The organism is Nonomuraea harbinensis, assembly GCF_019396385.1.
Classification (GTDB): Bacteria; Actinomycetota; Actinomycetes; order Streptosporangiales; family Streptosporangiaceae; genus Nonomuraea; species Nonomuraea ferruginea.
Genome location: NZ_JAHKRN010000026.1, coordinates 33435 through 57120, shown reverse-complemented (window position 1 = coordinate 57120; position 23686 = coordinate 33435). Strand labels below are relative to the sequence as shown.

Genomic DNA, 23686 nt, shown 5'->3' with positions numbered 1-23686 from the left:
ACGGAGATCAGCGTGGAATCCAGGACAACGTCTCGCCGCAACTTCCTCGCCCTGTCCATGGGCCTGCCCCTGGGAGCCGCGCTCGCCGCCTGCGGCACCTCCGGCCCCGGCAGCACGAGCACCAGCGGCGGTGGCGGTGGTGGCGCCACCGCCAGCTACTGGTACCTGTCGACGGAGCCGCAGGAAGGCGTCCGCAGGCGGACCATGGAGCGGTTCAACCAGGCCAACCCCAACGGGAAGATCGTGGGGACGACCTTCCAGAACGACGCCTTCAAGACCAAGATCAAGACGGCGATCGGCGCGGGCGAGGCGCCGACGATCATCTGGGGCTGGGGCGGCGGCGGTCTGCGCAGCTACGTGCAGGCCGGCCAGGTCGAGGACCTCACCTCGTGGTTCGACGAGAACGCGGCCGTCAAGGACAAGCTGTTCCCCTCGTCCTTCGGTGCCGCGACCGTCGACGGCAAGATCTACGCGATCCCCTGCGAGACGATGCAGCCGATCGTCCTGTACTACGACAAGCGCGCCTTCGAGAAGATCGGCGCCGAGCCGCCCCAGAGCTGGGGCGACATCATGGACCTGGTGCCCAAGTTCAACGCCAAGGGCATCGCGCCGTTCTCGCTGGGCGGGCAGTCGCGCTGGACCAACATGATGTGGCTGGAGTTCCTCTTCGACCGCATGGGCGGCCCCGAGGTGTTCCAGGCCGTGTTCGACGCGGAGAAGGACGCCTGGTCCAACCCCGTCGCCATCGACGCGCTGACCAAGATGCAGGACCTGATCAAGGCCGACGGCTTCATCAAGGGCTTCTCCTCCATCACCGCCGACTCCAACGCCGACCAGGCGCTGCTCTACACCGGCAAGGCCGCGATGATGGTGCACGGCGGCTGGACGTACGGCAGCATGAAGCAGGACGGCGGCGACTTCGTCTCCAGCGGTAACCTCGGCTACATGAACTTCCCGCCGATCGACGGCGGCAAGGGCGACCCCGGCAACACCGTCGGCAACCCCGGCCAGTACATGTCGATCTCCGCCAAGGCCACGGCCGAGCAGAAGGAGATCGCCAAGAAGTTCTTCTCCACCGAGGTCGTCAGCGACAAGTCGGCCGAGGAGTGGGTGGGCACCGGCGCGGTTCCCGTGATCAAGGGCTCGGAGAAGTTCTTCACCGGCTCCGAGGACGCCGACTTCCTCAACTTCGTCGTCGGCATCGCCAACAACGCCAAGGTCTTCCAGCAGTCGTGGGACCAGGCGCTCAGCCCGACCGCCGCCGAGGTGCTGCTCGACAACATCGCCAAGCTGTTCCAGCTGTCGATCGGGCCGCAGGAGTTCGCCACCAACATGAACGCGGTCATCGGCAAGTGAGCACGATCGTCACCGTTCCACCCCGGGGGAGACCGCCCGCCGCCACCCGTGTGCGCGGCAGCGGCTCCCTGGTGTGGCTGGCCGTCCCCGCCCTGCTGGTCTTTCTCGCCTTCGGCGTGATCCCCCTGCTCGGGGTGCTCGCGCTGAGCTTCACCACGTGGGACGGGCTCAGCCAGGACATCTCCTTCAGCGGGCTCGCGAGCTGGAGCGCGGTGCTGAGCGATCCCGGGCTGCCGCACGCCCTGTGGGTGACGTTCCTCATCATGGCCCTGTCGTGGCTGGTGCAGACGCCGGCCAGCATCCTCATCGGGGTGTTCCTGGCGGGCCATCAGCGTTACCGCACGCTGATCGCCGTGCTGTACTTCATCCCGCTGCTGCTCAGCTCGGCCGCCATCGCGATCACGTACAAGGCGCTGCTCGACCCGAACTTCGGGCTCGGCGCCGGCCTGGGCCTGGACTTCCTGGCGCAGGACTGGCTCGGCGAGGGCCCTCTCGCCGTCGGCGTGGTGATCTTCGTGGTGTCCTGGCAGTTCATCCCGTTCCACTCGCTGCTCTACCAGGGCGGGGTGCGGCAGATCCCGCGCTCGATGTACGAGGCCGCGGAGCTCGACGGAGCCGGGCGGGTGCGCAAGTTCTTCAGCATCACCCTGCCTCAGCTGAAGTACACGATCATCACGTCCTCGACCCTCATGGTGGTCGGCTCGCTGACGCTCTTCGATCTGATCTTCGTGCTGACGGCGGGCGGGCCCGGCGACGCGACCAGGGTGCTCGCGCTCGACATGTACAAGCGGGGATACCAGGCCAACCTGATGGGCCCGGCCAGCGCCATCGCCGTCATCCTCGTCCTGGTGGGCCTGGCCCTGGCGCTCGTGCTGCGCAGGCTCGGCGGGCGCGACGCCAGTGCGAGCCAGCTTGAGGGGGCCTGACATGGCGACCACGCTGTCCGACAAGCCGGGCCGGACCGTGATACGGCCGTCCGGTCGCCGCCGCCGCAGGACGAGGCCGCGCGAGACCAAGAACTGGATCGGCGGGACGATCTCGTGGCTCTGGCTGGCGATCGTGATCATCCCGATCTACTGGGTGGTCATCACCAGCTTCAAGGCCCAGAGCGACTACTACCTGTCGAACCCGATGGCGCCGCCCACCGCGCCGACGCTGGACAACTACCAGCTGGTCATCGAGTCCGACTTCCCGCTGTACTTCCTCAACAGCCTCATCGTCGCCGTCGGCTCGGTGGTCCCGGCGGTGCTGTTCTCGTTCATGGCCGCGTACGCGATCGTGCGGGCGAGCACCAACCGCTTCCTGAAGTCGGTGAACTGGCTCTTCCTCATGGGCCTGGCCATCCCCCTGCAGGCGACGATCATCCCGATCTACCTGATCATCATCAGGCTGCATCTCTACGACAGCCTGCTGGCGCTCATCCTGCCGTCGATCGCGTTCGCGATCCCGCTGTCGGTGCTGGTCCTGGCCAACTTCATCCGGGACGTGCCGAAGGAGCTGTTCGAGTCGATGCGGCTCGACGGCGCGAGCGAGCAGACCACGCTCTGGCGCCTGGCCTTCCCGCTGACCCGGCCGGCCGTGGTGACGGTGTCGATCTACAACGCGCTGCAGATCTGGAACGGGTTCCTGCTGCCGGTGATCCTGACGCAGAGCCCCGACAAGCGGACGCTGCCGCTCGCGCTCTGGTCGTTCCAGGGGGAGTACAGCGTCAACGTGCCCGCGGTGCTCGCCTCGGTCGTGCTGACCACGCTGCCGATCCTGATCCTGTACGTGGTGGGCCGCCGCCAGTTGCTGAGCGGCCTGACGGCGGGGTTCGGCAAGTGATCTGAGTCCCGCGCCGGGGCAGGAGTCCTCCCATGGAGGACGTGTGGGATCTCGTGGTCGTGGGCGCCGGGCCCGCCGGTTCCGCGGCGGCGCTCGGCGCGCTGCGGCGGCGGCCCGGCGCGCGGGTGCTGGTGCTCGACAAGGCGGACTTCCCCCGGGACAAGGCGTGCGGCGACGGCATCGCGGCCCACGGGCGTGACGAGCTGGCCAGGCTGGGCGTGCCGGGGCTGATCGACGACTACCGGCCCACGCCCCGCCTGACCGTGGTCTCCCCCGGCGGCACGCGGGTGTCGGCGACCGCGGCGCGGCCCAACCACGTGGTGCCGCGCCGGGTCTTCGACGCCCGGCTGGTCGAGGCGGTCCGGGCGGCCGGGGGCGAGGTGCGGCGCCACCGGGTCAGGGAGCTGGCCGAGGCCGGGCCGGTGGTGGTGATCGACGGCCGGATCCGGGCGCGGGTCGTGGTCGCGGCCGACGGGGCCAACTCGGCGGTGCGGCGGCTGATCGGGCTCCCGGTCACGCCGGAGCGGCACACCGCCATCGCCGTGCGCGGGTACGCGGACGTGCCCGACGAGGACGACGTGCAGCTCATCGCCATGCAGCGGGCGGGCTGGCCCGCGTACGCGTGGTCGTTCCCCATCGGCGACGGCACCGCGAACGTGGGGTTCGGGATGCTGCTGCCCCGGCTGCACGCCACAGGGCTGCCGGGGCGGCAGGTGCTGCACGGCAGGCTCGCCGAGCTGCTGCCCGACCGGCCCGCCCGCGACCTGCGCGCCCACCACCTGCCGCTGTCCACCGGCCGGCCGGCTCCCGGTGCCGGGCGGGTGCTGCTCGCCGGGGACGCGGCGAGCCTGATCAACCCGCTGACCGGCGAGGGGATCTACTACGCGCTGCTGTCGGGGCGGCTGGCCGGCGAGGCGGCCTCGGACGCGCCCGGCGACCCGCTGCCGGTCTACCGGCGCGGCCTGCGCGCGGCCCTGGGGCGGCACCTGCGGACCACGGACGTGCTGGCCCGGCTGGCGCAGTCGCCGGGGTTCATCGACGCCGCCATCGCCACCGCCGCCCACCGCAAGGAGGTGTTCGACCTGCTGGTGGAGGTGGGGCTGGGATCGGGGACGGTGCCCGTCCCGCTGGCGTACGCGGTGGCCTCCCGCTGGCTGCGCGACACCGTCCGCCACCACCGACGCGGCCGTTGACAGGTGTATCCGCCCGCCATCAGCCGGTGAGGGAGGCGCCGCCGGTCAGCAGCAGCGCCACGTCCACGCCCGCCACCGCGATGGCCGCCGCGAACGGCACCCGGGGGTGGTTGCGGGCCAGCAGAAGCCCGGCAGCCGTCAGGACGACGGCCGTGGCCAGCGCGATCCAGCCCATCAAGCTCGTACGGGCGAGCCCGGCAAAAGCCGGACCGTCCGCTTCGTCGGCGGACGGATCCGTACCGGCCGGGGCCGATGGGGATGAGCCGTCCAGGAGCGCGGCGGAGTGGTCCGTGGCAGCCGGAGGTTCGGCGGTGGGAGGGGTCGTGGTGGAGGGGCCGAAGGCGAGCAGGCAGGTGGCGGCGAGGAGCGGGAGGGGGAGCAGGGCGCGCAGACGGGCGGCGCCGAGCCGCTGCGGCCAGCCGCGCACGCCGGTCACCAGGTCGTCCGCCAGGTCCGGCAGCACGTTGGCCAGGTGAGCCCCCACCCCGAGCAGGGCCGCCGCCGCCGTCGCCCACCAGGCGGGCCACGGCTCCCCCGGCAGCCCCAGCGTCACGAACGCGGGCAGCACCCCGAACCCCACCGCGTACGGCGCCCATGACAGCAGGGTCGCCTTCATCCCCAGGTCGTACGCCCAGGCCGCGAGCACCCCGGCGAGATGCGCGGAGCCGGCGAGCACCCCCGAGGCGAACGAGAGCGGCACACAGCACGCCAGCGCCACCGCCGCCGCGATCCAGAGGGCACGCGGCGTGATCGTGCCGTCCACCACCGGCTTGTCCGCACGCCCCGCCGCCACGTCGCGCCCGGCGTCGGCCGCGTCGTTGCACCAGCCGATGGACAGCTGGCCCGACAGCACCGCCAGGCCCACGAGCAGGCATCCGGCCGCGCCGTGTCCGGCGGCGGCGGCGAGCGCGGTGACCAGTGCCGTGACCGCCACGGTGGGCCCGGGATGGCAGCCGCGCGCCAGCCCGGCGATCATCCGGCGCCCGTCGTCCGTCACAGGCCGATGCTACTCGGGAGCTCCCCTCAGCAAGCGGATCAGCGGTCGCGACTTCGCGGAGCCGCCGGGCGAGCCCGGTCCTGCCCGCGACGGCTGACGACGACCCGCCGGCCGGCGAATTGACCGGGCCTGACCGGCCGATCTACAGGGAAGACCGTCCGCTGGGCTTAGCAGATCAACCTGGGGGGAACCGTGGCATCGACGAGTGTTTTCGGCCGCCCGCCCAGGGGAGCCCTCCATGACCCATATCGCCGCAGTTCGCTGCGCCTTTCCCCCGAATCGATACGCACAGGCCGAGTTGACCGACATGGCGGCCCGTGTCTGCCTGCCTCCGGACGCCGACCGCCGCCTGCTCGACCGGCTGCACCGCAGCGCCCGCGTCGAGTACCGCAATCTGGCCCTGCCGATCGAGGACTACGAGAAGCTCGACGGCTTCGGCGCGGCCAACGACGCGTACGTGACCGCCGCGGTCGAGCTGGGGCTGGAGAGCGTCCGCGCGGCGCTGGACGGCGCCGGGCTGGTCCCGTCCGACGTGGACATGATCATGTTCACCTCGGTGACCGGCATCGCCGTGCCGTCGATCGACGCCCGGCTGGTGGGCGCGCTGGGTCTGCGGCCCGACGTCAAGCGGCTGCCGGTCTTCGGGCTGGGCTGCGTCGCGGGCGCGGCCGGGATCGCCCGGCTGCACGACTACCTGCGCGGCTGGCCCGACCACGTGGCCGTGCTGCTGTCGGTGGAGCTGTGCTCGCTCACCGTGCAGCGCGGCGACGGCTCCCCCGCCGGCTTGGTGGCCAGCGCCCTGTTCGGTGACGGCGCCGCCGCCGTCGTGGCCTGCGGCGACCGCCGCACCACCGGCGACCCTCCGTACGAGACAGACGACCCGCCGAACGGCATGGCGAGTGACACGGCAGCGGCCGGGCCTGTCGTGGTGGCGACCCGCAGTCACCTGTATCCGGACTCGGAGCATGTGATGGGCTGGCAGGTGGGGGGCGACGGTCTGCGGGTGGTGCTGGACGCGGGCGTGCCGGAGGTGGTGCGCCGCTACCTGGCCGACGACGTGCACGCGTTCCTCGGCGATCACGGGGTGACGGCCGGCGAGGTGTCGGCCTGGGTGTGCCATCCGGGCGGCCCGAAGGTCCTGGAGGCCGTGTCGGACGTGCTGGACCTGCCGCCGGGCGCGCTCGACGTCACCTGGCGCTCGCTGGCGGACCACGGCAACCTGTCGTCGTCCTCGGTGCTGCACGTGCTGGGCGAGACGCTCGCCACGCGGCGGCCGGAGCCCGGCACGTGGGGGGTGCTCATCGCGATGGGCCCCGGTTTCTGTTCCGAACTCGTCCTGCTGCGCTGGTGACCCCATGACCTGGTATCTCGTCCTCATCCTGCTGGTCGGCCTGGAGCGCCTGGCCGAGCTGGTCGTCTCCAAGCGCAACGCCGCCTGGAGCATGGCGCGCGGCGGCGTCGAGACCGGCCGCGGCCACTACCCGTGGATGGTGCTCCTGCACACCGCGCTGCTGGCCGGGGCGCCGCTGGAGGTGTGGCTGGCCGGGCGGCCGTTCCTGCCGGAGCTCGGCTGGCCGATGCTCGTCCTGGTGGTGGCCGCGCAGGGGCTGCGCTGGTGGTGCATCACCGCGCTCGGGCCGCGCTGGAACACCAAGGTGATCGTGGTGCCGGGGCTGCCGCTGGTGACGCGCGGCCCGTACCGGCTGACCTGGTTGCGTCACCCGAACTACGTGGCGGTGGTCGTGGAGGGGTTCGCGCTGCCGCTGGTGCACACGGCGTGGGTGACGGCGCTGGTGTTCACCGTGCTGAACGCGGCGCTGCTGACGGTGCGCATCCGCACCGAGAACGCGGCGCTCATGCCGGCCGGGCGGCCCGCCACGTGATCGACGTGCTGGTCGCCGGTGGCGGCCCGGCGGGGCTGTCGACGGCCATCCACGCGGCGCTGCTGGGCATGGAGGCGGTCGTCGTCGAGCCGCGCGCCGGTCCGGTCGACAAGGCGTGCGGCGAGGGTGTCATGCCCGGCGGCGTGGCGGCGCTGGCCGCGATGGGGGTGACGGTGCCGGGGCGTCCGCTGCGCGGCATCCACTACCTCGACGACCGGCGCGGGGTCCGCGCGACGTTCGGCCCCGCCATGGGGCTGGGCGCACGGCGCGTCGCCCTGCACGCCGCGCTCGCCCAGCGGGCCGCCGACCTCGGCGTGAAGACCGTCACCGGCCGGATCGCGCACGCCGTCCAGGACCGCGACGGGGTCGAGGCCGCCGGGCTGCGGGCGCGCTGGCTGGTGGCCGCCGACGGGCTGCACTCGCCGCTGCGCCGGTCGCTCGGGCTGGACGCGCCGCCCGGCGGCGTGCGGCGGTACGGACTGCGCAGGCACTACCGGGTGGCGCCGTGGACCGACTTCGTGGAGGTGCACTGGTCGGGCCACAGCGAGGCGTACGTCACCCCGGTGGGCGACGAGCTGGTGGGCGTGGCGATCCTCAGCTCCGCGCGGCGCACGTACGACGAGCACCTGGCGGGGTTCGGCGCTCTGGCCGAGCGGCTGCGCGGGCCCGCCGTGACGCCGGTGCGCGGCGCGGGGCCGTTCCGCCAGCGGGCGCGGGCGCGGCGCGCCGGGCGCGTCCTGCTGGTGGGCGACGCGGCCGGGTACGTGGACGCGCTCACCGGTGAGGGGGTGTCGCTGGCCGTGCGTTCGGCGGAGATCCTGGCACGTTGCCTGGCGGAGGACCGGCCCGAGGAGTACGAGGGCGCGTGGCGGCGGTTGTCGCGCACCCACCGGCTGCTGACGGGCGCGCTGGTGCAGGTCGCGCGGCGGCCGGCCACGGCGCGGCTGGTGGTCCCGGCGGCGCGGGGGCTGCCGGGGGTGTTCACGTCAATCGTCCGGCTATTGGCCTGAAACCGGGTCGGTCCACCCTGCCCTTATGGCCGATATATGCACTTTTAGCGTTATGAGCCGGTTCTGTGGTCCTCCGGGGGTGGTGAACGGCGGATGGCTCTCCGGCCTGCTGGCGGGCGAGCTGGGCGCGGCGGGGCCGGTGGAGGTGACGCTGCGCGCCCCGGCGCCGGTCGACACGCCGTTACGGGTGGCGCACGCGCCGGACGGGCTCGGGCTCTTCGCGGGAGATCGGCTGCTGGCCGAGGCCAGACCCGCCGCCGGGGACCCGGTGCCGCCGCCCGCCGTGTCCCTGCGCGCCGCGGCGGAGGCCGAGCGGCGCTTCCCCGGCCATCGGAGCCACCCGTTCCCCGGCTGCTTCGTGTGCGGCCCGCGCGAGGACGGGCTGCGCGTCCATCCGGGCCCGACGGCCGACCCGGAGGTCTTCGCCGCGACCTGGTTCGCCGACCCGGAGCTGACCGGCGGGCAGGAGGTTCTGCCGCCCGCGTCGGTGTGGGCGGCGCTCGACTGCCCCACCGGCTGGACGCATCTCGCGCCGGGCGGCGCCGCGCTGCTCGGCAGGATGACCGCGCGGCTGCGCCGCCCGGTCAGGGCCGGCGTCACGTACGTGGTCGTCGCCCGCCGCGACGGCAGGGAGCGCCGCAAGCTGTTCGCCTCCGCCGGGCTGTACGAGCCGGACGGCACTCTGGTGGCCGCCTGCCGCACGACGTGGGTCGAGACCCGGGCCGCCCGCACCGGCGGCCAGGCCACGGGAACCGCCGTGGACCCGGGACTGCTGGAGCGCATCCGCAGCGGCGTCATCGGCGAGGACGAGGTCCTCGACGGCCCGTACGGGCCGCGCCGCATCACCTACGCCGACTACACCGCCTCCGGGCGGTCCCTGGGCTTCATCGAGGACTTCATCAGGGCCCGGGTGCTGCCGCGTTACGCCAACACGCACACCGAGAGCTCCGGCACCGGCCTGCAGACCACCCGGCTGCGGGAGGAGGCCCGGCGGATCATCCACGACGCCGTGGGCGCCGGCCCGGACGACGTGGTCCTGTTCTGCGGATCCGGCGCGACCGCGGCCGCCAACAAGCTCGTCGCCATCCTGGAGCTGCGCGATCGCGCCACCCGCGCGGGCGGCCGGCCGGTGGTGTTCGTCGGGCCGTACGAGCACCACTCCAACGAGCTGCCCTGGCGCGAGTCCGGGGCCGAGACCGTCGCCATCGGCCAGGACCACGACGGCCGCATCGATCTCGGCGAGCTCCGCGCCCAGCTGGTGCGGCACGCGGACCGGCCGCTGCTCATCGGCAGCTTCTCGGCCGCCTCCAACGTGACCGGCATCCTGTCCGACACCGAACCGGTCTCCGCGCTGCTGCACGAGTTCGGCGCGCTGTCGTTCTGGGACTACGCCGCGGCCGGGCCGTACGTGCCGATCCGGATGGCGGCGAGCGCGCCGGGGCGGGCCGACCACAAGGACGCGATCTTCCTGTCGCCGCACAAGTTCCCCGGCGGCCCGCAGACGCCGGGGGTGCTGGTCGTCCGGCGGGACCTGGTGCGCAACCGGGTGCCGACCACGCCGGGCGGCGGCACCGTGCGCTACGTGAGCCCCGGCGAGCACCGTTACCTGGACGATCCGGTCGCCAGGGAGGAGGGCGGCACGCCGGGGATCGTCGAGTCGATCCGCGCCGGGCTGGTCTTCGCGCTCAAGGAGGCCGTGGGCACCGGCCTCATCCAGGAGCGCGAGGAGCGCCTCCGGGAGCGGGCGCTGGAGCGGTGGCGGCGCAACCCGGACATCGAGATCCTCGGCGACGGGCCCGCGCGGAGGCTGCCGATCTTCTCGCTGCGCGTCCGCGCGGGAGACGGGCTCTACCTGCACCACAACTTCGTGGTCGCCGTGCTGAACGACCTGTTCGGCGTCCAGGCGCGCGGCGGCTGCTCCTGCGCGGGCCCGTACGGGCACCGGCTGCTGGGCATCGGCGCCGGCCGGTCGGCGGAGCTGCGCGACCAGATCGGGTACGGGTACGAAGGGGTCAAGCCCGGCTGGGCGCGGGTCACCTTCGCCTATTTCATGTCCGACACCGTGGCGGACTACGTCGTCGACGCCGTCGACCTGGTCGCCTCCCGGGGCCGGCGCCTGCTCCCCCACTACCGGTTCGACCTCCGTACCGGGCTGTGGCGGCACCGCGAGGCGGCCGAGCCCGCCGTCAGCCTGTCCGACCTGCTGTTCCACTCCGGCGAGCGGCCGGTCCCGGGTGCGCGGGCCGGGGAGGACGCGCTGGCCGGCTACCTGGCGCGGGCGCGCGAGCTGCTCGCGGCCCTTCCGGACGAGCCGGACGCGAGCCAGGCGCGGCTGCCCAGAGGCGCGGAGCGGCTGCGCTGGTTCGCGCTGCCCGCCGGGTGCGTGGCTCTGGAGGTGAGTTCCAAGTCGGTTGCAAGTCAGATGATCTAGGTTGGCCCGCCATGAGGAGATTGGTGCCGGCGGGCGCTCTGCTGGTGTGCCTGAGCGGCTGCGTGATCACACCCATGGCCCCGACGACCGCGGACACGCGGGCGGGAGAGCCGGTCGAGACCGCGCGGGAAGAGGGGGATCGCATGGGCGTCGAGCCGGGTGTGCTCAAGGGCAGGGTCGTGGGCGCCGACGGCAGGCCGGTCCAGGGCGCCAAGATCGTGGCCGACAACCAGTTGCTCTACAACAGCAACCTCATCGTGTCGACCGACGCCGACGGCCGCTACCGGGTCGAGACCGACATCGCGGCCACGTTCCACGTGACGGCCTCGATGACGGTCGAGCACAACGGCGCCTCGTACCAGGTCGACCTGTCGCCGGACGACGACTCCTCGTTCGCCGGCCCGACCGGCGCGATCAGGGACTTCACCTGGAAGCTCACCGGCGAGAAGGCCGACGGCCTGGGCCACTACGGCGGGTCGGTGCTGTTCCACCTGGACATGACCGACCCGCGGAATCCGGAAGCGTTCCTGGAGGACGAGAGGGTCGAGCTCACGCTCACGCCCGAGAGCACGCTGCTGGACGGCTCGCAGGGTCAGGTCATCACCCGCAGGGCGGTCCGCACCCCTGACGGGTCCGGTCTGGTGGACGTCCCCATCGCCCGTTACCGCGTCTCGGCGTCCTACGAGGGACGGCCGCTGCAGGTGCGGCTCCGCGGTCAGGAGGCGTACGCGGCCGAGATCGTCGCGGACTTCTCCCAGTACATCTCCAGCGTCTACTGGATCCAGCTCGAACTGAAGCTCTGACCTGTCACTTCCGGACTCCGCCCATGCCGGGGTCGGTGGTCATTTCACCTGAGGGCGCTTTACCTGCCAGGTCATCGACCGTGCGGGGAGTGCGCATGAAGATGGCCGAGGGAGCGATCACTACCGCTCGCGATGACCCGGCGCACCGCATGACCCCGGAGGAGACGATGACAGCACCATCCCTGTCCGCGTTCGATGTCGATTCCCGCACCGAGATCATCCGGACCGGGCGGCGTGCCGCCACGGGCCAGGTCGTGCTGTCGCAGGAGGGTAAGGAACGACTGCGGGCGACGGCCACCTTCGGCACCCTCGACCAGGCCGACGGGCGTACGCTCGTCACCGGCGAGCCGCCGGTGCTCCCGGACCCGGATGACTGCGTCGATCCGCTCGGCGGCAAGTCGCTGGACGGTGTCAGCAACACCGAACGTGTGGAGTTCCGGTTCGCCGAGGTGCCCGACTGGTGGCGGGGAAGCCCGCCGAGCATGCCGGAATAGAGTTCTGGATGCGCTTCCGGGACGGCCGCCACGCCGATCCAGACGCGTTGCCGTTGCTGCTGGATGCCGCACCTCCGGCCGTGCTGGCCGTCGGCGAGTTCGCTTCCGCCACGCTCGAGTTGACCGCGCATCTACGGGCCCGGCCCGCTCCTGGCTGGCTCGCCTGTCGCGCCACCACGCGTCACCTGATCAACGGATACCACGAAGAAGACTTCGAGATCTGGGACACCAAAGGCATTCTCGTCGCCCAGGGCCGGCAACTCGCCATGCTCCCGTAATCGGTGTCACGCATGCTGCTGCGTGCTTCTCCAGGGGCAGCCCCGCCGTCGGCGAGTTTCGCCAGCCCCCTCGCTCTCGGATCCGCCGGCGGCAATACATGGGGATGGCGTCACCTGAGTCGGCGTCGCTCATATTCGGGGACGGTCACCGCTACGGCGTGGCACATATCTGGCCGATATCCGCTATTTCCCATCCTGGATGGAGATCCAGCGATGTGGGGCGCCGTATCTCGCGCGCGCCCTTCACGTCCAGCCTTGACACAATTCGGATATATCAAGCATTTGCCACAATCACGATAAATCGGATGGTCACAAAACGACAACTTTCCGCCTGGAAGTGTCCGAAACTGGCCAGTGCGAGAACCCGTACAGAGGCGAGGGCGTCTCTTACTCGCGGCCGGATGACCATCCCCCGACATTCCACGTGCCGGGGATTCACCTGAGGAATTCCTCTATGAATGCAGGCGTGCGACACAGGACCTGTCGCGCATCCCGCGGACGCGTGGCCCTGGCGCCGACGATCGCCCATCTTCTCTACGGGGCGTGCCGCCGCCCGGGAGGAGGCTCGTGAACCGCTGTGTGATCCAGCTCGACCTGCGCTCCACCACCGGCGACGAGGCGGTCGCCAGGGCCGGGGCGCTGCTGTCGGACGAGGAGCAGCCCGATCTCCGGCTGCTCCTGCTGGTCGACGAGGCCCGGGCGCTGAAGGCGCATCAGCGCGCGTACGAGACGCTGACGTCCTCGGGGTACACGGACGAACTGCTGTGCGTCGCGGTCGGGCCGATCGACGGCAACCCCCCGAGACTGGAGGCGCCGGGCAGCCTCGCTCAGGGTGCGGGGATCATCTGGGTGCCGGACCCGTGCGGGATCGACTGGGAGCTCGCCGCCGCGGCTCCCGCCACGCGCAGGAAGCGGAGTCACGGGCCGGAGACCGAGCTGTTCCGGCTGCTCGACGTCCTGTCCCAGCCGGAGGTCTTCCACGGGACCCTCAGCCGCGTCCGGCGGACGCCGGACCTGATCGCCAACCCCGGCCTGCGGCTGGCGGGACCGAGCGGCGACGCGGGCGATCTCCAGCCGGCCATGGCCTCGGCCGCCGCCCGCATCCTGGCGCCGGGCAGAGGCCGGGCGCCGGAGCTCCCCGGCGGCGAGGAGCACGGGCAGAGCCGGCCGATCCGGCTCCGTTCCGGCGGGCCGCTGGCGGTCGCCGCCGACGAGGCCAGGACCGCCGTCGCCGAGGCCACCGCGGTGGCCGGCGAGCTGATCGACGGCGCCTCCTTGTTCACCGGCGCCCCCGGCGCCGAGGCGGTCGCGGCCGACGCCGGCCGCCACCTGAAAGCGCTGCGGGCGCGGCTCGAAGACCTTCTCTCCGCCGCGCACACCACCACGGGCCTCACCAGCCGTCAGCAGGAGTCGATCGAGCGGGCCGGCGTCGTCCTCCCCGGCTTCGAGGAGTTCGAGCCCGCGGTGGCGCGTGACGCCATCAGCCGCTACCTGACCCGCGGGCTGCGGGCGGGAGCGTCCCTGCCCGTGCTCATCGGCGGCCTGGACGGGTGGCAGGAGACGCTGACGCCGGCGGGCAGCGGAGCCCGTCTCCCCGACCTGCGCCGGGCCTGCCCCGACGAGCTCCTGACCCGGCTGCTCCGTCCTCTGCCGATGCCGGAGCCGCAGAGGTGGCTGCCGGTCATCGGGCTGGTGACGGCCGCGCTCGCGACGTTCACCCCCTTCGGCCCGGCCGGCGGGGTGCTGATGGCGGCGCTCTGGACCCTGCTGGTGGCGCTCACCGTGACGCGTGGTCCTGGCGGACGGCTCGGCGCCCGGGCCGACGCGCTCGTCGCGAACGCGACGGCGGGGGCGGCCGGGGTGGTATGCGGGACCGTGATCACCATCAGGGCGATTCCCGCGCCCCTGCCGCCGGCGATCTGGGCGCCGCTGCTCGTCGCGGCGCTGACCCTGGCGCTCGGGGCCGCGCGCGCCTCATGGCGGTCCAGAGCCGGCGCCTGGGCCCGGGATCGCGGGCTGGATTCGGCGGAGCGGGCGGTCGGCGACCTGCTCGCCGTCGCCACCGCCGCCGCCGGGGACTGGGCGCGGGCGGGGGCGCGGGCCGCCACCGCCGACGCGGCGGCCCGGATGGGCGCGGCGCTCGAACAGGTCTCCGCGGTGATCCGGAACCACGTCTCCTCGGCGCAGGTCATGCCCCGGCCGGACCCCCGGATCGAGCGCTGTCTCGCCGACCTGGTGGAGCGGGCGATGGCGCCGCGGGTGCGAGCCCTGGCGGCGGGTTCGACCGCCGAGCACGCCGAGTGCGCCCGCGTCGTGACCACCGAGTTGCTCGCCGTCTGGCACGCGCACGCGTCCGAGCACGGGGTGTACGCTCCACCGCCGTTCGCCCGCGAACGGGACGGGGAGGCGGCCGCCCTACCCGAGGAGGAACTGCCCGAGCTGATAGCGGCCGCCGGGGCCGACGCGCACGCGACCATGTGGCAGCTCTGCGCGGCCGAGGACCTGCCCCTGCTGGACCTCGGTTCGGCGCCCACCGCCGTGGTCCGGTTCGCGCCGCTGCGCGACCGCGCCGCCCTCGAAGACCTCCTGCCCGCCGGAACCGTGTGGACCCGGTCGGCCCGGCGTGCCGGCACCCTGCGCCTGGTCCCGGCACGGCCCGGTATCGCGTACCAGAGCCGGGCGGGCGAGGCGGAGCAGGAGGCCGGCCGCTGATGTCACCCCCCAGACGGCCGTCGCCAGGCCGGCGGAGGGGTCGCTTCCCCTACTTGCGCGGGGTGCGGATGCGCGGGATCGGCACCTTCGACCAGTCCATGTCCGAGGCGAGGTAGAAGCTCGGGTAGGCGGGCTGGTTGTAGGTGGTCTGCTGGCGCGCGACCTCGACGCGGTACTGCGGGTCGTGCATCAGCGTGTACAGCTTGCGGTCGGTGACCTCCGTGCTCAGGTAGATCCGTACGGCGGTGCTGTCGGCGGTGCGCACCAGCAGTTCCTCGCGCCAGTCGCCGAGCACGTCGGCGACCAGGCCGGGGTTGCCCTTGGTCCAGTTGTTGGTGAGCGTGCCCTCGGCGGTGAGCAGGGTGCCGCGCTTCCAGTCGTCGATGGTCGGCGTCTGCAGCACGGTGGTGGCGGTGCCGTTGACGACCTGGGTGGTCATGTCGGCCGCCCAGCGGATGCTCATGTTGGTGCCGGGCACGTTCCTGCCCAGGTGGTCGCCGCGGGCCGACCAGAGGCCGGCGTCGATGGCCTGGTCGGGCGGCATCGACGACCAGGCCTCCAGGCCGCGGACGGCGGGGTCGATGTCGCCGGCCATCCCGCGGCCGGTGTCGACGCCGCTGTAGCCGCCGAACAGCACCTCGCCGGTGGCGGCGGCGCGCATGGCCCAGCCGTACGGGGCCCACCGGCCGCCCTCGTGCACCGTCCAGATCTCCAGGCCCTCGCGGTCCGGGTCGAGGTCGGCGACGTGCATGGCGTCGCCGTGGCCGAGCCGCACGTTCTGACCGGGGACGGCGCTGCCGGGCGGGCCCTCGGCGAACGAGGAGTACAGCAGGCCGCCGTCGTGGTCGATGGTCGCGGCCCCGTACACGATCTCCTGCTTGCCGTCGCCGTCCACGTCGGCGGCGCTCAGCGAGTGGAAGCCCTGGGTGGTGAGGGTGGCGTACTCGGGGTCGGTGCCGTCGACGCCGTGCGGGGAGGCGTTGAACGGGTTGTCCATCGGCACGTGGCCGCTGTCGACGTACCAGGCCTCCTTGAGCCGCCTGCCGTCCCAGTCGTAGGCGACCAGCGTGGAGCGGGTGTAGTAGCCGCGGGCGAAGACCGCCGACGGGCGCTCGCCGTCGAGGTAGGCGACGGCGGACAGGAAGCGGTCGACGCGGTTGCCCGGCTCGACCCTGGCCATGGCGTAGTCGCCCCACAGGAGGCCGTCGTCGCCGCGGCCGGGCTTGTAGGGAATGGTCTGCAGTTCCCTGCCGGTGGCGCCGTCGAAGACGGAGAGGTATTCGGGGCCGGTGAGAATGAAGCCCTCGAATTCCCGCAACCGGTTGTTGCCACTGCGGGCGGGCGCGTACACGTCCACGAAGTAGGTCGCCAGGTCGGCGGCCGACTCGCGGGAGAGCGGGTAGGCGTGCCGGGGCTCGATGCCGAACGCCTGCTCCAGCGTGGCGGGCCAGCGTCCGGCCACCACCTCGGGGTGCTCGTGCCAGCCCTGGAACATCTCGACGAGGTGGTCGAAGTAGCCGGCGGCGCTCTTGCGGTAGTCGTCGGCGTGCGAGTATCCGGCCTTCACGTCCTTCTTGGGCATCGTGATGTGGCGCTCGGACAGCACGCGGCCGTCGCGGCCGTAGCGGGTGACCTTCGTGCCGGGCGCGGTCTTGAGCATGGCCTCCGAGCGGCCGTCGCCGTCGAAGTCGTAGACCAGGAACTGGGTGTAGTGGGCCCCCGCGCGGATGTTGACGCCCAGGTCGAGCCGCCAGAGCAGGGTGCCGTCGAGCTCGTAGGCGTCGATGTAGGCGTTGCCGGTGTAGCCGCGCTGCGAGACGTCCTTGGAGTTGGACGGGTCCCACTTGACGACGTACTCGTACTGGCCGTCCCCGTCGACGTCGCCGACGCTCAGGTCGTTGGCGGAGTAGGTGTACGCCTCGCCGGCCGGGGTGACGCCGTCGGCGGGCTTCTTCAAGGGAAGATCGTGAAACGATTCAACCCACGGCGTCACGGCAGGGCCGCGTGGCCCCTCCCGCCCCTTGACGATCGGGGCGATCCGGTAGGAGGACGTGGCGGTGCCCGCGCTGTCGAGATAGTTGGTGCTGTCGGTGACGGTGGCGATCGGCCGGCCGTCGCGGTAGACGCGGAAGTCGGTGCCGGTCATGCCCCACCGGCCGTGCCCGGTGACCTCGTCACCGAGCAACCGCCAGCTCAGGAACACGCCCTGACCTGTCGGGACCGCGACCAGGCCGCGGTCGAGGCGTTCGAGCTGGACGCCGCCGTGGCGGCCATGACCGTCGCGGCCCGCCTCGGCGGGCTGGGCGGCGAGGGTCAGCGAGAGCAGGGCGGCGGAGGCGGCCGCCAGGAACCGGCGGGCGCTGCTGGGGGGAGACATGCCCGGATTGAATCGATATAACAACCGTTTGTCAAGAGCGGGATTCCTCACGGCGACATTTCCGCAGGAATCGCTGTTCGGCTTCTCCATTGGATTTCGTTCGGGTAAATGTCAATTGGTGGACGGGACAGAGAGCAGTGCCCGGGAGCCGCTCGTACGGGTGAAAGGCCTTCACTGGGAGGCCGACGGCCGGCCGCGCGGCCTGACGCCCGACCCGCTGGCCGTGCGGTCCGGGCAGACGGCGGTGCTCGTCGCGCACGACGCCGAGGAGGCCGACCTGGTCGCCGACTTCCTGCTCGGCCTGTCCTGGGGCCACGACGGCGTGATCACCATCGGCGGCGAGCAGGTCACGCAGGCGACGTGGGAGCGCGAGATCGGGCTGGTGCCCGCCGGCGCGGGGCTGCTCCCCCACCTGACCGTCGAGAAGAACCTCGTGCTCACCTCCTTCGACGAGCGGGCCAGCGCCCGGGTCCAGGGCCGGGTCGCGTACATGGCCAGGCGGACGCAGATCGAGGGGTTCCTGCACGCCCGGCCGCACGAGCTGGCGCACGACGAGCGGCTCACCGTCGCACTGACCCGGGTGCTGTGCCGGCACCGCCCGGTCAAGGTGGTGGTGATCGAGGACCGTACCGGGTTCGGGCCGTGCCACGCGGCGGTGAGCGCCGCGCTGGGCGCCGACCCGGGGCTGGCGGTGCTGGTGATCACCGACGACCGCACCCGCGTGGCGAGCCTCGCGCCTCCCACGCTGTTCTGGGATGTCACCGACTGGGACGTGACCGACGAGGAGGTGGCGGGTGCTCAGCCGTAGACGGTTCCTCGCGGCGATCCCCGCCGCCGGGCTGGCCGCCGGGTGCGCCGGGACCAGGCCGCTGCGGGTCGCGGTGGTGTGGAGCGGCGACGAGTTACGCCGGTTCCTCACCGTGGCGCGCGACTACCCGCACCGGACGGTCACCGTCTACTCCGCGGGCGACAACATCGCCGCACTGCTGCGCGGGCCGTCGACGGAGGTCGCGCCGGACGTGGCCGTCATCCCCCGGCTCGGCATGCTGTACGAGCCCGGGATCCGGGCCGGGATCAGGCCCTTGGAGGACCCGCCGCCCCAGCCGGAGTTCTGGCGGCGGCTGGTGTCGCCGGTGCCGGGCCGGGTGCTCGGCGCCTGGTTCAAGATCGCGCACAAGTCGCTGGTGTGGCACCGCGACGACCATGGTCTCCCGCTTCCCGAGACGCTCGACGCGTGGACGCGGCCCCGGGGCACGCTGTCGATCGGCGCGGCCGACGGGTGGATGCTCAGCGACTGGTTCGAGAACGTGCTGCTGGCCCGCAGCCCCGGCACGTACCCCGAACTCGGCTCCCAGGCGGAGCTGTGGGGGTCCGCCGAGGTGACGGAGGCGCTGGAGCTGCTGGCGGCCGTCTGGCAGGCGGGCATGACCGCGGAGCAGGGCCGCCGGGCGCTGACCCTGCAGTTCCACGACTCGATCCTGGACGTGTTCACCTACCGCACCGCCGATCTGGTGGCCGCGCCCGACTTCGCCTGGCCGGTCATCGCCCGCTACGGCGCGGCGGGCGTGACGGCCGCGCACTTCCGCTTCCCCGCCGCCTCGGCCGCCGCCGGGCCGCCGCTGGTGGTGGGCGGGGACGTGGCGCTCGCGCTGAACGCGGGCGACCCGGACGCGGCCGCGTTCGTCACCTGGCTGACAGGCCCCGAACGGCCCGCTGCGCTGGAGGCGTGGGCCGGCGAGGGCGGGTTCCTCGCTCCGCACATCCCGCCGGAGGTGTCCCCGCCGGGGCTCCGGGGACCCGCGGGCGAGCTCGTCCAGGCGCGGAACGCGCGGTACGACCTGTCCGACCGGCTGACCGGCCCGCTCGCCGGGGGCGACGGGCGGGGGCTGTGGCTGATACTCACCGACCTGTTCACCGCGGCGACCGTGACGCGGGAGCGTCCGGCGGCGGCCGCCGCCGCGGCGGCCGCCCGGCTGGTGGCGACGGCCCGCAAGGGGGCGGCGTGAGCGAGGACGCGTTCCTGTACGAGGTGGCGCCGCACCACGACACCCGGGGCCCGGCGGCCCAGCACGGGATCGGCCGCTGGCGGGCGGCCCGCTACCTGCTCCTGGCGGTCCTGCTCGCGGCGGGGGTGCTGCTCGCGCCGCTGGCCGCCACGGTGCTGATCAGCCTGTCGGACGGGCTCGGCCACTACCGGGTGCTCACCGACCCCGACGTGCTGCGGGCGCTCGGCAACTCGCTGGTGTGGCTGGGGCTGGCCGTGCTCGTGTGCGCCGCCGGGTTCGGGCTCGCCTGGCTGGCACGCGACGTCGGCCCACGGCTCGGCGGCGTGCTCCGCGTCGTCCTGGTGCTGCCGGCGGTGGTCTCGCCGCTGACCACCGGCGCGATCTTCCGCCTGCTGTTCGACACCAACCCGCAGCGGGGCGCGGTCAACGCGGTGCTGGCGGCGTTCGGCGCCGACGTGGCCTTCCTCGGGCTCGGCTGGATCTGGCTGGTGCTGGGGCTGGCGTTCTTGTGGCAGTGGTCGGGAGTGGCGTTCCTGGTCTTCCACGAGGCGCTGGCCAGGATGCCGGCGAGCCTGCTGCGGATGGCGCAGGCGTTCGGGCTGGAGCGGCGCCGCCAGATCTGGTCGATCGTGCTGCCGTCGCTGGCCGGGGCGGCGTCGCTGGCGTACCTGCTGGCGGTGGTGGCCGCGGCCCGGGTGTTCGACCTGGTGCTGATGGGGGCGCCGGGCTCGATGCAGCCGTGGGTGGAGCCCGGCGGTCAGTTCTGGTGGCGGCACCACAGCGACCTGGGCACCGGGCCCGCCGCCGCGCTCGCCGTGCTGCTGTCGGTGCTGGTCGGGCTGCTCGCGCTGCCCGCGCTGGCCGGGCTGCGCCGGCAGGTGACCTGGCCGGAACAGCGGGCCGCCCCGCACGGGCGGCGCTCGCGCCGGCGGCTGCTGATGGGACCGCTGGCGGCGCTCTGGCTGCTGCCGTTCGTCGTGCTCGTGCTCACCTCGCTGCGCGCTCCGGAGGCGGCGGCCGTGTCGGGATGGTGGCACATCCAGGCCGACCTCCGCTCGTACGGGGACGCGCTCGCCGACAGCGGGTTCACCGGCGCGCTGCTGACGACGCTGGTGCGCACCGTGGTGGTGGTCGCGCTGGTGCTGCTGGCCGCGGTCCCGGCCGCGTACGTGCTCGCGCAGGAGCACCTGGTGCCCCGCAGGGCCTGGCGCCCGGTGCTCCTGGTGGCGGTGGCGCTGGCGGCGCTGCCGCCGCAGGCGTTCGCGGTGCCGCTGCAGGAGTCCCTCAGCCGGCTGGTCGGCTCCACCCTGGCGCTGGTCACCGTGCACGCGGCGCTGGTCATCCCGCTGGCCGTGCTGGTGCTGCACCGGGGGTTCGCGCGGGTGCGGGCGCCGGTGATGGCCCGGCACCGGTGGGCGCTCGTGCACGCGATGCGCGAGGGGTCTCCGTCGGTGGTGCTGGCCGGGGTGCTGGCGTTCGTGCTGGTGTGGAACGACACGCTGGTCGGGCTGCTGCTCAACTGGCCGGCGGGCGACCATCTGCCGCTGATCCTGCTGGAGCAGAATCGCCACTTCATGAGCACGGCCGGGACGCTGGCGGCCCAGTCGGTGATCGCGACCGCCGTGCCGGTGGCCCTGGTGATCGTCACCAGGCGCCTGTTGTACCGCGGGCTGACGGGCGGGGTGCGCGCATGACCGGGATGTCGCGCAAGGAGCGGCTGCGCTTCTGGCTGGACCGCACCTCCCGGCAGGCGCGGGCGCACCTGCCCGAGCTCGGCCTGTCCGGGCTGGTGACGGCCGGTGAGCTGGTGCTGCTCCTGCAGGACGAGTTACGCGGGAAGGCGATCGACGCCGTGGTGGCGGTGCTCCCCGCGCCGCTGCTCATCCCGCTCGCGATCGTCGCGCCCGTCGTGGCGGGGCTCGGCACGCACCTCACCCGGCGCCTGCGCGCCCGCGAGACGCCGCCGTCGCTGCCCGTCGGCGGGCAGATGTCCTTCCCGGACCGGGTGGAGCCGCTGCTCGGGCGGGGGGACAAGGTGCGCGAGGTGGTGGACCGGTCGCACGACAGCGGCGTCGTGGTGGTGCAGGGCGGGACCGGCACGGGCACGTCCACGCTGGCCGTGCACGCCGCCTGGGAGCTGGCCCCGGAGGAGAGCCGGCAGCGGTACGTGGACGTACGCGGCCCCGACCGGGACCGGCCGGAGACCGAGCTGAGCGTGGCCCAGCGGGTGCTGCGCGCCCTCGGCAGCCAGCCCGGCCTGATCCAGGAGCCGCACGACGCCGCGCCGCTGATCAAGGAGGCGCTCTCCGGCAGGGACCGGGTGCTGCTGCTCGACAACGTGAGCACCTGGAGCCAGGTCGCGTGGCTGCCGCCCCGGGTGCCGGACGCGCACATCGTGATCGCGGGCGAGCTGGCCGGAGAGCTGCCCCAGCACATCAAACCGGTCCAGGTGGGCCCGCTCTCTGCGGAGGACGGGGAGGCGCTGCTGGCCGCGCAGGTCCGCGACGACCGGGTGACCGGCGACCCTCTGGCGCTGCGGTCACTGGTGGAGGCGTGCGTGCGCAGCCCCGCCGAGATCGTCAAGCTCGGCCGGTGGCTGGCGCGGAACCCGGGCGTGACGCTCGCCGCCCTGGTCGACGACCTGAGCCGGCTGCCGGTGGACGAGAGGCTGGGGTTCGTGCTCCAGCGCAGCATGCAGGGGGTGGGCCCGGCCGCCAAGCGGCTGTTCGTGCTGCTGGCGGGCCTGCCGGTGGCCGAGGTCGACCACCGGGCGGCGGCCGCCCTGCTCGGCGTGCCGTCCGCGGACGACGCCATCGCCGAGCTGTCCGGGCGCGGCCTGGTGGAGAACGTGCGCATGACGCGCGTCCGGGTGATCGGCGCGTTCCACGACAGCGGCTCGGCCGACGACGCGGCCTGGCGGCGGCTGGTCGAGCACTTCGCCGCCCAGGCCGAGGCGTACGCCTCCCTGCTGCCCGACGATCCGGGCGCGGGCGCCTGGTTCGCCGCCGAGGACCGGGTGCTGCTGCAGGTGCTGGCCCGCGAGCAGCCCGTACGCAAGACCGCACGCGCGCTCGGCCGCATCGGCGCGGCGCTGGAGGCCTGGTTCGCGCTGGAGCAGCGGCACGAGGACCGGCTGCGGGCGGCCGCCCTGCTCGCCTGGGCGGCGTGGGAACTGGGCGACGAGCGCGTACGGGCGGCGGCCGAGCTGCGCCAGGCGAAGGCGCTGATCACGCTCGGCAATCCGGAGAAGGCCCGCCAGCACTTCAACCGGGCCGCGGCGGCGTGGGGCGCGGTGGAGGCGTGGCCGCCCGAGCTGCACCTGACGCACGCGACGATCCTGCTCGCCTCCGGCGACGAGTTCACCGCCGTGGAGTCCGCCCTGGTCCGGTACGGGCAGGCGCTCGCCCACGGTGACACGGCCGGCCACGCGATCAGGCTGGTCAACGTGGCCGCGCTGCTCCTGCGCCGCGCCCAGCCGCTGGACGGCGGTGAGGCGCGGCGCCTGTACGCGGACGCGCGGGCCGTCCTGTTCGAGGCGCTGCACCAGGCCGAGCAGAGCGCCGACGAGCGCACGCGGGCGCACGCCCACGAGCTGCTGGGGCTCGCCCACTGGCAGCTGGACCACGCTCGGGACGCCATGAAGCACTGGAAGGAGTCCGAGCGGCTGTACGAGCGGACGGCGGACGACATCGGCCGGGCCCGCTGCCGGGTGCAGCGGGCGACGGCCTGTGCGGCGGAAGCGGCCGCCCTGCCGGACCGGGCCGCGGCGCTGGCCGGGGAGGCGGCGCGGCTCAGACGGGAGGCGGCGGCGCACCCGGACCGGGCGGCGCGGCTGGAACGTGAGGCCGTGGCGGTGCTGGAGGAGGCGTCCGCCCTGCCGGCCCAGGCGGCCGCGCTGGAACGGGAGGCGGTCGCGCTCCTGCGGGAAGCCGAGCCGCGACTGCCACCGGAAGGCCTCACCACGGCACTCGCCCACCTGCAACTGGCCGCCCTCTGCCGCGCCGAGGCGGCCCAGCACCGCGCGGCGGGCCTGGCGGCGCTCGCGCCCTGGGACGGGATCGCCGAACCCCGGCAGGTGACCGAGATCCGCAACCGCCTCCAGCCACCCGAACCCCATCCGCCAGCCCCATCGTGACCTTCTACCGTCGCCGGATATCTGCGGGGACAGTTCGAGCGACCCCCACCACAGCCACAACCACCCGCGCACACCGGAAACCCGAGAGGACAGACCAAGCCAGCCCCACCACAACCACCCGCACACGCCGGAACCTCGATCGGGCCCCACGACAGCCACAACTGGCACAGGAGATCTGAGGAGGCAG

General features: G+C 73.3%; 18 protein-coding genes. 16 read left to right on the top strand and 2 right to left on the bottom strand.

Annotated elements, in window-relative coordinates; translation table 11 throughout:
- Positions 1-12 precede the first annotated feature (12 nt).
- Genes KME79_RS25450 through KME79_RS25435 form a run of 4 tightly spaced genes read left to right on the top strand, consistent with a single transcriptional unit; the run spans position 13 to position 4373 of the window.
- A complete protein-coding gene (locus KME79_RS25450; protein ID WP_308249047.1) occupies positions 13-1356 on the top strand; it encodes an extracellular solute-binding protein in 1344 nt (447 codons plus the stop codon).
- Entirely contained in the window at positions 1353-2282 is a 930-nt protein-coding gene (locus KME79_RS25445; RefSeq protein ID WP_261808536.1) for a carbohydrate ABC transporter permease, read from the top strand. The genes KME79_RS25450 and KME79_RS25445 overlap by 4 nt, the downstream gene beginning before the upstream one ends.
- A gap of 1 nt (position 2283) precedes the next feature.
- Positions 2284-3180: a carbohydrate ABC transporter permease gene (locus KME79_RS25440; RefSeq protein ID WP_219546634.1), complete on the top strand. Its 897-nt coding sequence runs from the start codon at positions 2284-2286 to the stop codon at positions 3178-3180.
- Between the two features lie 32 nt (positions 3181-3212).
- On the top strand, positions 3213-4373 hold the full coding sequence (locus KME79_RS25435) for an NAD(P)/FAD-dependent oxidoreductase (RefSeq protein WP_219546633.1): 1161 nt from the start codon (positions 3213-3215) through the stop codon (positions 4371-4373).
- A gap of 19 nt (positions 4374-4392) precedes the next feature.
- Here the strand turns inward: KME79_RS25435 and KME79_RS25430 are convergent, their stop codons facing one another.
- A complete protein-coding gene (locus tag KME79_RS25430; protein WP_308249046.1) occupies positions 4393-5370 on the bottom strand; it encodes a UbiA family prenyltransferase in 978 nt (325 codons plus the stop codon).
- 307 nt (positions 5371-5677) lie between these two features.
- Between KME79_RS25430 and KME79_RS25425 the strand changes: the two genes are divergently transcribed.
- The 8 genes from KME79_RS25425 to KME79_RS25390 all read left to right on the top strand — a co-directional run bounded on the left by KME79_RS25425 (position 5678) and on the right by KME79_RS25390 (position 14981).
- Positions 5678-6721, top strand: coding sequence for a type III polyketide synthase (locus KME79_RS25425; RefSeq protein ID WP_246640428.1), 1044 nt, complete (start codon positions 5678-5680; stop codon positions 6719-6721).
- Positions 6722-6725: 4 nt separating this feature from the next.
- Positions 6726-7253 carry an isoprenylcysteine carboxyl methyltransferase family protein gene (locus KME79_RS25420; protein ID WP_219546631.1) on the top strand — a complete coding sequence of 176 codons (528 nt, stop codon included), beginning with the start codon at positions 6726-6728 and terminating at the stop codon, positions 7251-7253.
- Positions 7250-8263, top strand: coding sequence for an NAD(P)/FAD-dependent oxidoreductase (locus KME79_RS25415; protein ID WP_219546630.1), 1014 nt, complete (start codon positions 7250-7252; stop codon positions 8261-8263). Before KME79_RS25420 ends, KME79_RS25415 begins: the two co-directional genes overlap by 4 nt.
- A 52-nt stretch (positions 8264-8315) precedes the next feature.
- On the top strand, positions 8316-10694 hold the full coding sequence (locus KME79_RS25410; protein ID WP_219546629.1) for an aminotransferase class V-fold PLP-dependent enzyme: 2379 nt from the start codon (positions 8316-8318) through the stop codon (positions 10692-10694).
- 11 nt (positions 10695-10705) lie between these two features.
- A complete protein-coding gene (locus KME79_RS25405) occupies positions 10706-11497 on the top strand; it encodes a carboxypeptidase-like regulatory domain-containing protein (protein ID WP_219546628.1) in 792 nt (263 codons plus the stop codon).
- A gap of 167 nt (positions 11498-11664) precedes the next feature.
- On the top strand, positions 11665-11991 hold the full coding sequence (locus KME79_RS46510; RefSeq protein WP_219546627.1) for an acyl-CoA thioesterase domain-containing protein: 327 nt from the start codon (positions 11665-11667) through the stop codon (positions 11989-11991).
- 8 nt (positions 11992-11999) lie between these two features.
- On the top strand, positions 12000-12269 hold the full coding sequence (locus tag KME79_RS46505) for a thioesterase family protein (RefSeq protein ID WP_219546626.1): 270 nt from the start codon (positions 12000-12002) through the stop codon (positions 12267-12269).
- A gap of 567 nt (positions 12270-12836) precedes the next feature.
- Positions 12837-14981, top strand: a complete 2145-nt coding sequence (locus tag KME79_RS25390) for a hypothetical protein (protein WP_219546625.1) — start codon at positions 12837-12839, stop codon at positions 14979-14981.
- A gap of 49 nt (positions 14982-15030) precedes the next feature.
- Here the strand turns inward: KME79_RS25390 and KME79_RS25385 are convergent, their stop codons facing one another.
- On the bottom strand, positions 15031-17358 hold the full coding sequence (locus KME79_RS25385; protein ID WP_219546624.1) for a rhamnogalacturonan lyase: 2328 nt from the start codon (positions 17356-17358) through the stop codon (positions 15031-15033).
- 118 nt (positions 17359-17476) lie between these two features.
- On the opposite strand from KME79_RS25385, the gene KME79_RS25380 reads away from it, so the two are divergent.
- From KME79_RS25380 to KME79_RS25365, 4 genes are read left to right on the top strand one after another with little or no spacing between them, the layout of a single operon-like run.
- Positions 17477-18166, top strand: a complete 690-nt coding sequence (locus KME79_RS25380) for an ATP-binding cassette domain-containing protein (protein ID WP_219546623.1) — start codon at positions 17477-17479, stop codon at positions 18164-18166.
- Positions 18153-19364, top strand: coding sequence for a hypothetical protein (locus KME79_RS25375; protein WP_219546622.1), 1212 nt, complete (start codon positions 18153-18155; stop codon positions 19362-19364). The genes KME79_RS25380 and KME79_RS25375 overlap by 14 nt, the downstream gene beginning before the upstream one ends.
- Positions 19361-21058 carry an ABC transporter permease subunit gene (locus tag KME79_RS25370; protein ID WP_219546621.1) on the top strand — a complete coding sequence of 566 codons (1698 nt, stop codon included), beginning with the start codon at positions 19361-19363 and terminating at the stop codon, positions 21056-21058. The genes KME79_RS25375 and KME79_RS25370 overlap by 4 nt, the downstream gene beginning before the upstream one ends.
- Positions 21055-23499, top strand: a complete 2445-nt coding sequence (locus tag KME79_RS25365) for a hypothetical protein (RefSeq protein ID WP_219546620.1) — start codon at positions 21055-21057, stop codon at positions 23497-23499. The genes KME79_RS25370 and KME79_RS25365 overlap by 4 nt, the downstream gene beginning before the upstream one ends.
- The last annotated feature ends 187 nt before the right edge of the window (positions 23500-23686 follow it).

Coding starts and splice junctions, on each gene's coding strand:
- KME79_RS25440 (WP_219546634.1), top strand. CDS start 2,284: ATGGCGACCACGCTGTCCGACAAGCCGGGCCGGACCGTGATACGGCCG.
- KME79_RS46510 (WP_219546627.1), top strand. CDS start 11,665: ATGACAGCACCATCCCTGTCCGCGTTCGATGTCGATTCCCGCACCGAG.
- KME79_RS25420 (WP_219546631.1), top strand. CDS start 6,726: ATGACCTGGTATCTCGTCCTCATCCTGCTGGTCGGCCTGGAGCGCCTG.
- KME79_RS25425 (WP_246640428.1), top strand. CDS start 5,678: ATGGCGGCCCGTGTCTGCCTGCCTCCGGACGCCGACCGCCGCCTGCTC.
- KME79_RS25365 (WP_219546620.1), top strand. CDS start 21,055: ATGACCGGGATGTCGCGCAAGGAGCGGCTGCGCTTCTGGCTGGACCGC.
- KME79_RS25435 (WP_219546633.1), top strand. CDS start 3,213: ATGGAGGACGTGTGGGATCTCGTGGTCGTGGGCGCCGGGCCCGCCGGT.
- KME79_RS25410 (WP_219546629.1), top strand. CDS start 8,316: ATGAGCCGGTTCTGTGGTCCTCCGGGGGTGGTGAACGGCGGATGGCTC.
- KME79_RS25405 (WP_219546628.1), top strand. CDS start 10,706: ATGAGGAGATTGGTGCCGGCGGGCGCTCTGCTGGTGTGCCTGAGCGGC.
- KME79_RS46505 (WP_219546626.1), top strand. CDS start 12,000: ATGCGCTTCCGGGACGGCCGCCACGCCGATCCAGACGCGTTGCCGTTG.
- KME79_RS25385 (WP_219546624.1), bottom strand. CDS start 17,358: ATGTCTCCCCCCAGCAGCGCCCGCCGGTTCCTGGCGGCCGCCTCCGCC.